Here is a 13398-nt window from a genome sequence, read left to right on the forward strand (position 1 = left end):
TTGATTGTTGCGGCATTATTTCATCCACCCTTGTTCTTGATAATATCTTAGGGCACCTGGGTGCAGTGGCGCCGTGAGATTTGTATGGATCATTTGCTGCACTTTTAAATCGGCTAATGCCGGATGTAAGGCGCGTAAAGTGTCGAGGTTTTCAAAAATTGCCGCGACAAAATCATGTGCCGTTTGCTCCGATAGTTGTTTGTCTGCAACTAAGGTTGCGCTGACGCCAATCGATTGCACATCTTTCGGGTTACCATGATAGGTTCCCCCTTTAATGCTTACCGGGGAAAAATATGGGTATTTTTGGGCTAAAGCGGCGATTGTCGTGGTTGACAGACTCAGCAAATTGGATTCACACATTGTGGTCGCGCGGGTAATCGAGGTATTGGGGTGGCCAACCACATAAACGATAGCCTCGGTTTTATTGCCACATAGCGCGCGGCTTTGTTCGTCTGGTTTTAGATGACCTAGCTGGGTAAAATCGCCATCTTGCCAATGCAGCTGTTGCATGATGAGTTTCATCGTCGAATATTGGCCAGAACCAAGTGGCCCTACATTGACCGAATGTCCTTTCAATTGTTCAACTTGGTTAATCTTTAGCTGGGCCTTCGCTAATACAGTAAAGGCCTCTGGATAAAGGGCTAACAGAGAGCGCATCTCCTTATAGGCTCCTTGTTTGGCAAACTCACCGCTGCCTTTGTAGGCTTGCCAATGCACATCCGACTGAACGATCGCTAAATCGATATCGCCACTTCGTAGTGCTTGGATATTGTCACTGGAGCCCCCGGAACTTTCTGCGGTGCAACTGAGTTTTCTATGGTCACTATTTTGTTCTAGTTGTCGACACAAGGCGTTGCCAGTCGGGTAATAGACCCCGCTTACGTTACCAGTACCCAAAAATAAGTACTCGTTCGCCCCGGTGAAGTTGCTGCTTAAACTAAATATAATCAGCAATAAAAAATTGGAAAATCGTTTCATTTTTTCACCTAAGTTTGCTCTTTATCCATAGTGCAAGTTGGTTAATATACACTCTTATGCTAAAAAACGCTTGTTTGAGAGATTAAGTTTGGTTAGGGAAAACAACAGCTTTTTTAGTCATGAAGTGTTTATTGATGGATCCCGCGAAGGTGCCTAATGCCAGTTTAATTGAAAGTCGAATTGCGATATGTGGCCAATGAAGGGACTTAACTTGTATTTATGTCTTATGTCAATAGCGGTTTCCATGCATTTAGTATCCTTACCTGATGCTCCAAAGATATGAATTTTTAAGAAGTGAGCTTGTTTAGCGGTGCAAGGATTGGAAGTGTTTGGCAGCTGTTCAGCTTATCTCATGCGCTTACTTTGTCTTAATCTGAATCACTAAACCACGATGACCTCGCAGGATAATGGTTTATACTAGGCGTAAATAAAGCCCTATATTGATTGTATTTTGTTAAATAACTCAGTTGTATCATTTCCTTTGTTAGAAGTTTGCTGTTATAGCGTTGCAGATATCGAAAAAGCAATTGCGGGCGGGGCCCATCGTATTGAATTCTGTGCAGGCCAAAGTGATGGGGGGACTACGCCAAGTTATGGCGCATTGCTGCAGGTTCAGCACTATCTCACTCAGATCCCTATCGTGGTTATGGTGAGACCTAGAGGCGGGGATTTTTGTTATCAGCCTCAGGAACTGATGCAGATGGAATCCGATATTTTGCTGATTAAAGAACTCGGTTTTCATGGCGTGGTTAGTGGCGCCCTCAATCCCGACGCGAGTGTGGATGTGAGTGCTTGTCAGCGGCTTGCTAAGGCAGCGCAAGGCATCGATTTTGTGTTTCATCGCGCCTTCGATTGTGTGGCCGAGCCGAGTTTTGCGGCGAAATGTTTAGCCGATATCGGCGTAACTCGAATATTGAGCTCTGGCCAGCAAGATAAGATAGAACAGGGCGTGGAGCTAGTGTTAGCATTACAGCAACAATTTCCCCAGCTAGAATGGCTAGCGGCGGGAGGCGTGAGAGCTCATAATATTGGTGAGTTACTTGAGCGCGGTATTCAGCAGCTACATAGTGCCGCGGCAGAAGACCTACCGAGCGTTTTTGCCACCCAGTATGCCAAGGCAATGGCGTCGGCGAAGGATGTATCAAGTGAACTGACCCGCCAAACAGTATCGCAGTCTTTGGTTCAGTTGATGGTGAAACAGATGGAGCGAGGGCGCTAAGTTAATGTTGCTCGCTCTATGGCATCGCTGTCAGCATTTTTTTTTCTACCTAGCGAATACTCTTAAACACCGCGGTTTGGCAATGTTTGCAGCCTATTTGTTGGTGCAAGCATGCTGGCTCGCGGCCTTCGCACCACTCACCATTGTGGTCAGTGAATCACTGATGTCGTTGTATGGCCTACAGGGCGTTGCAAATCAGCAGTTACTCGGTTTTTTCCTCTCCCCCAGTGGTTATTTGTTTGCGATTTGGCTGGTTGCGATGGCTTTGTTTAACTTCTTTTTGCAACAGGGGGTACTCACCTTATTGTTGGCTCAGCATGAAGTTAATCGGCGTTCAATTTCTCAAGCGATTCATCTATTGCTACGTCGCGCTTGGTCGATTGCGGGTTTAGCTTTTTTGCAATCAGTATTACTGATTAGCATTTGTTGTAGCTTGTTATTTGTTGGTCGTTGGCTGTTTGGACTGATGCTGGCCGATTGGGACATTAATTACTATCTCACCATGCAGCGAAGTCAGCTGTGGTTCTTTCTCAGTGTATTATGTTTAGGCGGTTTGCCGGTCACTTTTTGGCTGGCGAATCAATGGCTGAAGTGGTGGTTTACTTTGCCATTTTGCATGTTACAAAGGCGAACTCTGCTTGGCCAGTTGCGAGATTCTACCGATTTAGCTCAGGGCCAGCGTAAGTGGATTGTACTTATTACAGTAATTTGGTTAGCGCTAAGAACCTTGGTATTTGTGGTGCTGGTTGCTGCATTTATTTGGTTGTTGCATGTGACTATTGATTGGTGGGATCCACAGCAGTTATCCAACTTAGCTTTAGTGCTATTTAGTTTTGCATTGTTGGCGGGGGGATCAGTTTTAAGCTTCTTGGATACTTGGCTCTATGCCTGTATTCAGTTTTATATGTTTAAAGTGTTGGTTAAGCAGACAAGGGGAAAATTAGCCAATGAACATCAAGCGGTATTAAAAGAAAATCATCGCTTACATTTAGGTTTTAGATTGCTATTGCTGGCGAGTCTATTACTTGCGGCGAATGAGTTCGCTGATGAAGTGGACAGTTTTACCCAACGTTTTGCTCAGAGTAGTCAATTCTCGGTTATGGGCCATCGCGCTGGTGGTTATTTGGCTGAAGAAAATAGCTTAGCGGGTTTGCAAAAGTCTATTGAACTGGGTTTAAGCATGACCGAAATTGATATTCAACTCACCGCCGATGGACAAATAGTGGTCGTTCATGACCGTGATCTAGGACGTTTAACTGGCGATCCGAGTGTGGTGCATCTGAGTAATTTTGCTCAGGTTCAGCAGGCTTTTGTTGCTGCCGGGCTCCCGTCTCCTCAGCCTTTATCTGTGTGGTTAGCTAAAAGTGCTGCTCAGATCACGCTGAACCTAGAATTAAAACGTTATGACGATTCTCTAGATTTAGTACCTGCACTCCTGACTCAACTCAAGCGTTACCCATATCCGGTGGTCGTCAGTAGCTTAGATGCGGAGTTACTCAATTATCTTAAGCAATTGATTAAAGGTACCCCGTTGGCGGCGAGAGTCAAAACTGCATTTATTGCGGCTGCCAGCTTTGGTGAATCGAGTTTGCTTCAGAACGCAGATATGTTAATGGTGAATCAACAGTGGGTTAGTCCTTGGCGCTTACTCAGTGCTCAGCAGCGCGAGCAGAAAATCTACGTTTGGACGGTGAACCGAGTCAGTGAGGTTGAACGAATGTACTATCTAGGGGTTGATGGCGTAATTACCGATGAGCCGATCATGGCACTGCAGACTATTCAGCGGCTTGAGCAATTGAGCGAAGTGGAGCACTTGCTGAATGGTTTTCGATATTGGCTAAACTTTTAGTTGTTCATTATTAAAAAAATGCTGAAATTGCAACCAGTATTGACGCTGTTGTTGCCAAGAGCTGAGCTGAAACTTGAGGGTTTGTTTGGCTCGACGTTGGTTGAGCGCATAAAGACTTAAGCGAGAAATACAACCTAACTTTGGATATCCACCGATGGTTTGTTTGTCGATCGATAATACAATGGGGAGTCCGCTGGGAGGCACTTGCACGGCGCCAAGTGCGATAGGTTCTGATTCGCCACTGGCGGGGACGCTATCGAGGGATACTCCATCCAAACGAATGCCCATTCGGTCACTCAGAGCACTCACTCGGTAGGTTTGGTGACATAGGGTTTGGATAGCATGCCTTGAAAACTGATGAAATTGATAGCCGGGGATCAAATTTAAACATAAGGCTTGGTTATAGTCTGGTATGAAACGGTTCGGTGTTTGTTTTCTGGGCTCGATTGCAGAACTTAGATAGTTGAGTTGATCCCCTTGACTTAACCAGCGGCCCATAAAAAGACCTAAACCTTGTCGCATTGAGCTACTAGCACTCCCTAACTGTTTTTTCACTTGTAAACCACCTTTAATGGCGAGGTATGATCGTAATCCAGAGCGTGCAGTGCCAAGATTCAAGCTTTGGCCAGCCAAAACCGTAAAGCTCTGCCAAGGGGCGGGTTGGGGATTGCGACTTGCGCCGCTCACCTTGAGTGGCATATCTGCACCGCAAACCGCGACTTGGCATGTTTGGTTAAATTGGAAAGTTGCGCCTCCAATGGCAATTTCTAGGGCTGCAGCTCCTGGTGCATTACCGAGTAGTCGATTAGCCCAGAGAAAGGCATGTAAATCCGCAGCGCCACCTGGACTGATCCCGATGTCTTGATAACCGCTACGGCCCTGGTCAACTACGCTGGTTTGTGGGCCACTTCTTAATACGCTTAATTGACCTACCGGAGACATGCTTTCGCCTGTAATTGTTGAAATTGCTGAAAATTGATTTGGTAAAAGCGGATCTGATCGCCGACTTTTACCGGACACATATCTTGACTTGAGGGGTCAAAAAAACGCATTGGGCTTTGACCGATGACATGCCAACCGCCGGGACTCGCTGCCGGGTACACAGCACTCATGTCTTCAGCAATCGCGATGCTGCCCGCTGCTACATGGCTTGCAGGGGTGGATTTTCTGGGGAGTTGTAGGGATTTAGTTAAACCTGATAAGTAAGCGAAACCGGGCATAAAGCCGATCGCCTTGACTTGATAGTGACCAGCCAAATGCAACTCGATTAATTGTTTTACATTGAGCTGTAAATGTGCGGCGGTTGCCTCTTGGTCGGGGCCTAAACGCGGATCATAACAAGCTGGAACGTGTATCGTTTTCACGGGTTTTGAGTGACGAGTCAACTGAAAACGGCTTAACAGCGACTCCAGATCATTTAACTCAGTTTGATAATCGAAAATGCAGAGTAGGCTGTCAGACGCAACGATAACATCGTTTACGCCCTTGATATTTTGCTTAAGTTGCTCCGCGAGGCTCGGTAACGCGGCCTGAAATTGGGGGGACTTACAGCTGAGTAAGAGACTGTCTTCATTCACCCAATCGATACAAAACATGTTTTAGAGGCTCTTTGTTTGTGGATCTAGGATTTGTTTAATCAATTTTATTTGCGCAACTGCCGCTGCGTTGTCGCCATGTACGCAGAGGGTGTCTGCGCTAATATTTAGGCGACTGCCATCACTACAGATGACTTGTTGTTGCTGCTGCAGTAAGTTCACTTGAGCCAATAAGTCATTGGGCTGGCTGAGCACCGCACCGTCTAGTTCTCGAGACTGCAGCTGACCATTGGCCAAATAGCGGCGGTCACAAAAAGCCTCTTTGATTAAGCCAACTTGATATTGCTCCGCTAAACGGCTGACAAAACCAGTGCTTAAACTGGCCGATACCATGAGTTTAATTTCGCCTTCTAAACTAGCGACAGCCTTGAGCACCGCCTCAAATATCTGGGCTGAACAATGCATGTCGTTATACAGCGCGCCGTGAGGTTTCACATAGTGGATCTGAGTTGCTTGGTAACGGCATAGCGCTTGTAAACCTCCTATTTGAGCGAGAATGATTTGGCTTAATTGCTCGGGTTGGTAGGCGATGGTTCGACGACCAAACCCAGCGATATCGGCATAACTCGGATGCGCACCAATTTGTACTTGATGCTGTTTAGCTAAAGCAATGGTTTGACTCATGACATGAGGGTCTGAAGCATGTCCGCCACAAGCAATGTTTGCCATGTCGATAAAGGGCATGGCTAGCTCATCGGCGCCCATTTTCCATACACCATAGCTTTCACCCATATCGCAGTTTAATCGCATCTTGACTCCATATTGAGGTTTAAGAGCTGGTTCATCTCTAACGCTGTTTGCTGCATTGTAGTAGTATCTTCGCAAAGTGTTGTCCAGCTGGGCCCAATTGCTCTGGTCGACATATCACTAAATAGGTCACTAAGGTTTTGGCAGCGCCTCCTAGGATATTAAGTTCTACTAAACTTTCATCTTCCAAGTAAGGCGCGACGATATGATCGGGTAACCAAGCGAAACCTAAGCCTTGGTTGAGAACTTCCAGTACTTGGCTAAATCCGCTAAAGGTCCAGCGTTGTTCGGCGCGTAACCAACCACGATCGAGGTGAGGATGACTTCCTGTATCTCTAACCACCAATTGCAGGTGCTGTACTACTTCGTTAATGGATACCGATGCCGCTATTTTTGCCAGTGGATGATTACGTTGTACCACTGGCAGCATCGTGACAGTACCAAATTTCTCGCCAAGTACTCCTTGCGGGAGGATCGGCGTAATCACCATGTCGACAGAATGATCATAAATGGCTTCGTCCGAACCACCTAATACGTTATCCAGCAATTCGATACGAGTGCCTCGACTGTCAGGCAGAAATGCCTTCAGGGCTTTGATCACTGGTGCTTTAGATTGCACGGCGTCGCAGCTTACACTTAGTTTAGGTTCCCAGCCTTGCTCTAGGCTTGCCGCCAGAACTTCCAGCTCTTGAATGTTTTGGCTGAGCAACTTACTACGTCGCAGCATGACTTCACCAATAGGGGTTAAGTAGGCTTTGCGACCTTTTACTTCGAGTAACTGTACGCCTAATAAACCTTGCAGTTTACTCACCGCATGATTGAGCGAAGATTGACTTTTATTCAATTGACTCGCAGCTTGGGCATAACCGCCATAGTCAACAACAGCTTGGAAGATCCGCCATTGTTCCAAGGTGCTTTTTGCGCGAAAAGGAGGGGTCATAGGCAATCCGTTGCTATCAATTACTTGGCTTGGGCATCGATACTTTTGCCAGTAACACCGATGCTGGCGTCACTTAATAAGTATAAATAACTCGGCATGATATCGAGTGGCGTTTTTAAGCTTTTTGGATCTTCTCCGGGATAAGCGCTGGCCCGCATCAGGGTGCGAGTGGCTCCTGGATTGATGCAGTTGCAGCGCAAAGCGCTTTGTTCGAACTCATCGGCAATGACTTGCGACATCCCTTCAATGGCGAACTTTGAGATACTATAAGCCCCCCAGTAAGCACGGCCTTTTTTACCAACACCGGATGATGTAAATACCAAGGACGCATTTTGACTTTTCAGCATCAATGGGATCAACGCTTGACTCAGTAAAAATTGCGATTTTAGATTGACTTGCATTAGTTGATCCCAAAGATCTTCATCAATTTGTAGATATTGGCTTAATACCCCAAGATTGGCGGCGTTAAGCAATGCACCGTCTAAACGGCCAAATTGTGATTCTATGGTGGCAACCATATCGAGGTAATTCTGTTGGCTTGCACCTTTCAGATCTAAAGGAATAATCGCTGGCTGCGGACCGCCTAAAGCTTCGATTTCGTCATAAACCGCTTCTAGTTTTTTTACTGTTCGCCCGAGCAAAATTACGGTCGCGCCATGTTCGGCAAAACTTAAGGCTGCTTGGCGGCCAATCCCGTCTCCGGCACCGGTGACGAGAATGACTTTGTCATTCAATTCATGCTGACTCGCCTGAAATTGTTGAGGAAAGATTTCCTTGCTCATGTTTGATTCCTGTAGATGTGCGACAGCGCACAAATATTACTCAATAGTTAAACAACTGTTTATTCATCTGGTTAGACCTGTTGCAAAAATGTTAAATGGTGTTTATGGTGCTGTTGTGAACCATTACTATTAAAAGGAATTTGCGAATATGCGTTTGTCCCGAATAGCAACAACGATTACTTTATTTGCGTCAGTATCTCTGGCGGGCTGCGGTGGCAACTCGCCATTAGATTTTGCAGATGATAGCACGGCCCAAGTCCCCAACTCAGTAAAAATTCGCTTCAATCCTCTGACCGGCGATGTCTCAACGCCCAATAACTTACTATTTAGCGGCAGCTTAGATGGGACCATTAATTTACCGAGTGAAGCTGAAATTGTGAGTACTTCAGAATACCGAGATATTACTCAGGTGTTAGGCGCATTAGACGGTTGGCAAACCAGCGTACCATTTAGGATCCCGCTGGGTTACGGTGACAATGAGGATGATTATAACGACAAAATTGATGTACAACTTGATAATGCCAGTTTTGCCGATGGGCTGTTGTTATTTAAAGTGAGGGCTTCAGGTTTTGCCGATGATTGTAGTGATGTGAGCGAAAATGGTGGCAGTTTTGTGGCTGGTCAAACTTGTCGCATCGACCAGCAGTTGGTTTACGGGGAAGACTATACCGTTAATTTTGCTGATGGTGAACTGGTAGTCGTACCACTGAAACCTTTCGCCCCCGCGAGTTCTTATATGGTGGTGGTGAGCGAGCAATTGTACGATGAGAATGGACGTTCTGTGGACGCTGGGACGGGTTATTCCTTGTTAAGTGAAGTACCAAAGGCTGAAGATAGTGCGACCGTTCAGTCGCTGAAGAGCTTAACCAATTGGAATAATGCTTTGCTCGCTGCGCGAGGCGTTGAAGGTACAATCAGTTATACGGCAGTATTTACCACCCAGTCTGTTAACCCGGTATTAAGTAGTTTGCAACAGGTATATGGCGGCATGGCGCTGATGGGGCAATTATCATTGTCATCCTTAGTGGATACTGGCAGTACCGCGCAAGATGTTGCCAACACGGTATTAGGGGCCAGCCAGCCAAGTTTTGCAGCTGCAAAATATTACACATCAAGTTTGACGGTGCCTTATTACTTATCCGATTTAGATCATCCCGATCTTGGGGGTGGCGATGTTAATCAGTGGGCACAAGCCAAAACTGACAGCCCAGTAGCCATACTACAACTGCTGCAAACCAATAGTGACTTTGCCAATCAAGGTAGTACCACAAGTTTTTGGGCGCAAGCTGCCGCTAAAGGTTTTGATGTTACTACTTTTGGGACCTTGGTTGGTGCGGGTGATACGACTCGCGCGGCACAAATGTTAGCGCAAGCTGATTTGTCGGGACTGACTTATATCGAAAATGGGAATACGAAGTTGGTTGACGTTCATCATCATCTAACCGCCTATAACCCTTTACCGAAAACTCGTAGCATGGCCAACCTTAAGGTTGATGTATATCTGCCCGATACCAAGCTATTGACTAACCTAACTATGCCTGCCAATGGTTGGCCGGTAGTCATGTTCCAACATGGCATTACCACTTTGAAAGAAACGGCGGCAGGTATTGCTGCTGGGTATGCGGCACAAGGCTATGCTGTGGTGGCGATTGATTTGCCATATCATGGTAGCCGAGCCATTGATTTAGATGGGGATGGTCAGCCAGACCTAAGTGCTAATCTTGATGCTCAAGTGTTTGCCAATCTCAGTAGTTTTTTGAGTATTAGGGAAAACTTGCGTCAGTCGAGTGCCGATATTTTGGCATTGAGGGCCGCTTTACAAGCCACTACCGCGCCTGCTGAATTAGATGGCAGTAAGGTGCATTTTGTAGGGCAATCTTTGGGTTCGGTTGTTGGGATCCCAGTTGCTGCATTGGCGAAAATAGTGACCGTGAATGGAATGGATGTTGATTATCGCTTAGACAGTGCCGCACTTAGTGTACCGGGTGGAGGACTTGCTGGAGTGTTTTTGTATTCCCCTAGTTTTGGACCAGCAGTGGAAGCTGGTTTGAAAGCGAACACTGGTTATCTAGCTCTGGTTGCTGCGGGTTTAGGTTTTGTCGACAACGACAGTGGCACAGCATTAGAGCAATTTGCCGTTTATCAAGCTCGTTACCCTGAGGCGGCGGCACTAGTGATTAATGCCAATTACCCAGCCTTTGCCTCGGTGTTTAGTTCCTTGGCACAAACGGTTGTAGATGGCGCAGATCCGTTAAACTTTAGTCAGAATGGTTTTGCTATGCCAGTGTTACTGCACGAAGTGGTGGGGGATGGCAGTAGCGAAAGTGGTGACCAAACCATTCCCAATCGCGTAGCTGGACTACCGTTAATTGGTACCGAGCCGTTAATTTCAGCGATGGGTTTAGAGGGGACAGAGGTGACCTCCGCAGGCAGTTATGCAGTTCGATTTAGTCAAGGCGCGCATGCTTCCTTAATTAGTCCCAGCGCTAGCATAGCCACTACTTTGGAGATGCAAACTCAGTTTGTTAGTTATGCGGTAAGCGCTGATGCCGGGAATGCCACGGTGGTCGTGAATGATAGCTCAGTGATTGCTGCAACCCAATAGGTCAGTTTATTTGCTACTAGGCCTGCATTGTGCAGGCCTTTTTTGTTACTTGGCTCGTGATTCAAGCTATGGTACTAATAGCTGCTTGAATTGATGAGGGTAAAAGTTTGGATTTCTTGATTGAATTTGGTTTGTTTTTTGCCAAGGCGATAACTATTGTTATCGCCATTATTGCGGTTGTTGTGGTTATTGTGGCGGCTTCCGTTAAGAATAAGCATAAGAGTGGTGAGTTAGAGCTGAAAGATCTGAGTGAGCGTCATCATCAGATCGAGGATCATTTGAATGACTCGCTAATGAATAAAGAACAGCTTAAACAGTATAAAAAACAGCAGAAACAGCAACAAAAAGCCGATAAAAAAAATACCGCAGAGCAGTCAAAACCACGCTTATTTGTGATTGACTTTAAAGGCAGTATCGATGCGAAGGAGGTTGCTAGCCTCCGCGAAGAAGTCACCGCAGTGTTAATTACCGCCAAGCAAGACGATGAAGTGTTGGTTCGGCTTGAAAGTGGTGGTGGTATGGTGCATGGCTATGGCTTAGCGGCATCTCAGCTGAAGCGACTCAAGGCGAAAGGGATTAAACTGACCATTGCCGTTGATAAGGTTGCGGCGAGTGGAGGATATATGATGGCTTGTATTGCCGACCAGATCATCGCTGCTCCGTTTGCGATTGTCGGCTCTATTGGGGTTATCGCTCAAATTCCTAACTTTAATAAAGTCTTAAAAAACCATGACATTGAATTTGAACAACTGACTGCCGGTGAGTTCAAGCGCACCTTGACCATGTTTGGTGAAAATACCGATGAGGCTCGTGCTAAATTTAAAGCGGAGTTGGAAGAAACTCACATCCTATTTAAAGATTTTGTACAAGAGTTTCGTCCACAACTTGATATTGCCAAGGTTGCGACGGGTGAGCATTGGTATGGTACTCAAGCCTATGGTTTGAAGCTTATCGATCAGGTGAGCACCAGTGATGACTACTTGATGCAACACTATGCCGACAAGCAAGTCGTTCAGTTTAAATATCACGGCAAGAAAAAGTTGGCGGAAAAATTAAGTCAAGCAGCTAGTCTCGGGGTAGAGCGAGGCATGATGAAACTGCTGCAATCGCAATCTTGGGATTGGACGAAATAAATTAAGAGGATGTAAAATATTAAGCCTGATCATGTTCATCAGGCTTTTTTGTGTCTTAATTAATCAGTAAGCTAGCTTACGGTTGTAATCACTGTATTAACGTATTGTTTTATTGGTTCTTTTTAGGCTTGTTGGAAAGGATAAATGGATCCAAGCTGAAGAATTTGGGTGAGTTCATCCAGGGCGGTGTTCACCTCGGTGATCAGTTGTGGATCTCGTAGATCATCAAATCTTAAGCTATCTCGGTAGTGTTTATCAATCCAGCAGTTAAGCGTGTTAAACAGTTGCTCATTGAGCAGAGTATGCTGATTCACCGCCGCTAGTTCCATGTCATTAAGGGCGACCCTTAAGCGTAAACAGGCTGGGCCGCCACCGTTACTCATACTCTGTTTTACATCGAAATAATGCACCTGCTTGATCGGCGTGTTGCGAGTCACTAAGTTCTCAAGGTAACGACGAACTGAATCGGATTCTTGGCAGTTTGTTGGGGCGATAATTGCCATTTCTCCAGGCGCAGTGGTAATAATTTGAGTATTAAATAAGTAACTCTTTATCGCCTCACTCACAGAGACTTCTTGATCGTTAACTTCAATAAAATGGAGCTTATCTTCGCCGAAATAATGCTGAATACGCTGAATTTCTTGTTGTGAGTTTAAAAATGCCTGTTGATGATAAAACAGTACATTTTGGTTCCCGACGGCAATCACATCATTATGAAATACGCCTTGATCTATCACCGCTGGATTTTGCTGAATAAACATTGCGGTATCGTTATCTAAACCATGTAAACGGGCGACAGCCTGACTGGCCTCAAGAGTTTGTCGAGCAGGGAATTTACTTGGAGCCACTTGCTGACTATTGGCGGCACTGCGCCCATAGACAAATAGCTCAAGACCTGCCTTACCGTAATTGCTACACAGGCGAGTGTGGTTTGCTGCACCTTCGTCGCCATAGTAATCATTTTCTGGTAGATGTTGGTGATGTTCGAAGTATTTAGGATTCGCAAATACTGCTTTTAAGATGTTGCCTGTCACTCCGGGCTCAATAGAACGGTGTAGTTTATTGGTTAAGTTTGCGGGGGTGAAATGTACTTTACCATTGCCAGTATCGGCGCTTGGTGAAACCGTGGCTGCATTGGCGGTCCACATGCTGGAGGCTGAATAGCTGGCGAGTAGGGCATCTGGTGCTTTCGCAGCGGCTTGCTGCAACAGTTGGCTGTCGTTACCAGTAAATCCGATCCGACGAAGTAAGTTAAGATCGGGGCGTTGTTGTGGCGCGAGTACGCCTTGGTACAGTCCTAGGTCATGCAAGGCTTTCATTTTTAATAAGCCTTGCTTGGCTGCTTGCTGCGGGTTCGATGCATTTTGAGCATTAGAAAGGGAGGCCACGTTACCGAATGACAGTCCTGCATAGTTGTGGGTAGGGCCCACTAAACCGTCAAAATTAACTTCGAAGTGTTTCATAATATTCCTTTCAGTACGCTCATCAAAAATGAGTTATCTTTTATTGAAAATTTTTATAGTAATGGTTATTTATATTGGCATATAAAG

Annotated in this window: 11 protein-coding genes; 4 read left to right on the plus strand and 7 right to left on the minus strand. The window is 45.9% G+C overall.

The genetic code is table 11. From position 1 onward, the window contains the following. Positions 1–15 precede the first annotated feature (15 nt). Positions 16–978 (minus strand): TAXI family TRAP transporter solute-binding subunit, encoded by a 963-nt coding sequence (locus ACRRSX_RS10490; RefSeq protein WP_432453264.1) that lies wholly within the window; start codon positions 976–978, stop codon positions 16–18. 451 nt (positions 979–1429) lie between these two features. Between ACRRSX_RS10490 and ACRRSX_RS10495 the strand changes: the two genes are divergently transcribed. Then, positions 1430–2197: a copper homeostasis protein CutC gene (locus ACRRSX_RS10495; protein ID WP_432453263.1), complete on the plus strand. Its 768-nt coding sequence runs from the start codon at positions 1430–1432 to the stop codon at positions 2195–2197. A 4-nt stretch (positions 2198–2201) separates the two neighbouring features. Further along, a complete protein-coding gene (locus ACRRSX_RS10500) occupies positions 2202–4046 on the plus strand; it encodes a glycerophosphodiester phosphodiesterase family protein (protein ID WP_432453262.1) in 1845 nt (614 codons plus the stop codon). Here the strand turns inward: ACRRSX_RS10500 and ACRRSX_RS10505 are convergent. Genes ACRRSX_RS10505 through ACRRSX_RS10525 form a run of 5 tightly spaced genes read right to left on the minus strand, consistent with a single transcriptional unit; the run spans position 4035 to position 8110 of the window. Further along, the gene (locus tag ACRRSX_RS10505; protein ID WP_432453261.1) at positions 4035–4988 is read right to left on the minus strand and encodes a biotin-dependent carboxyltransferase family protein; all 954 of its coding nucleotides are present in this window, start codon (positions 4986–4988) and stop codon (positions 4035–4037) included. The two genes, ACRRSX_RS10500 and ACRRSX_RS10505, sit on opposite strands and share 12 nt — an antisense overlap. Beyond that, on the minus strand, positions 4976–5641 hold the full coding sequence (locus tag ACRRSX_RS10510) for a 5-oxoprolinase subunit B family protein (RefSeq protein ID WP_432453260.1): 666 nt from the start codon (positions 5639–5641) through the stop codon (positions 4976–4978). Before ACRRSX_RS10510 ends, ACRRSX_RS10505 begins: the two co-directional genes overlap by 13 nt. A gap of 3 nt (positions 5642–5644) precedes the next feature. Next, complete coding sequence (locus tag ACRRSX_RS10515; RefSeq protein ID WP_432453259.1) at positions 5645–6391, minus strand: 5-oxoprolinase subunit PxpA; 747 nt, start codon at positions 6389–6391, stop codon at positions 5645–5647. A gap of 37 nt (positions 6392–6428) precedes the next feature. Further along, positions 6429–7328, minus strand: a complete 900-nt coding sequence (locus ACRRSX_RS10520) for a LysR family transcriptional regulator (RefSeq protein ID WP_432453258.1) — start codon at positions 7326–7328, stop codon at positions 6429–6431. A 20-nt stretch (positions 7329–7348) separates the two neighbouring features. Continuing rightward, the gene (locus ACRRSX_RS10525) at positions 7349–8110 is read right to left on the minus strand and encodes a YciK family oxidoreductase (protein WP_432453257.1); all 762 of its coding nucleotides are present in this window, start codon (positions 8108–8110) and stop codon (positions 7349–7351) included. Positions 8111–8258: 148 nt separating this feature from the next. Here ACRRSX_RS10525 and ACRRSX_RS10530 point away from each other — a divergent pair, with 148 nt between their 5' ends. Both ACRRSX_RS10530 and sohB read left to right on the plus strand, forming a co-directional pair. Then, positions 8259–10715, plus strand: coding sequence for a VolA/Pla-1 family phospholipase (locus tag ACRRSX_RS10530; RefSeq protein ID WP_432453256.1), 2457 nt, complete (start codon positions 8259–8261; stop codon positions 10713–10715). A gap of 107 nt (positions 10716–10822) precedes the next feature. Next, a complete protein-coding gene (gene sohB / locus ACRRSX_RS10535; protein WP_432453255.1) occupies positions 10823–11848 on the plus strand; it encodes a protease SohB in 1026 nt (341 codons plus the stop codon). A gap of 122 nt (positions 11849–11970) precedes the next feature. On the opposite strand, the gene astB is transcribed toward sohB, so the two are convergent. After that, positions 11971–13311 (minus strand): N-succinylarginine dihydrolase, encoded by a 1341-nt coding sequence (gene astB / locus ACRRSX_RS10540; RefSeq protein ID WP_432453254.1) that lies wholly within the window; start codon positions 13309–13311, stop codon positions 11971–11973. Between the last annotated feature and the right edge of the window lie 87 nt (positions 13312–13398).

Source organism: Agarivorans sp. QJM3NY_30 (assembly GCF_050870855.2).
Taxonomy (GTDB): Bacteria; Pseudomonadota; Gammaproteobacteria; order Enterobacterales; family Celerinatantimonadaceae; genus Agarivorans.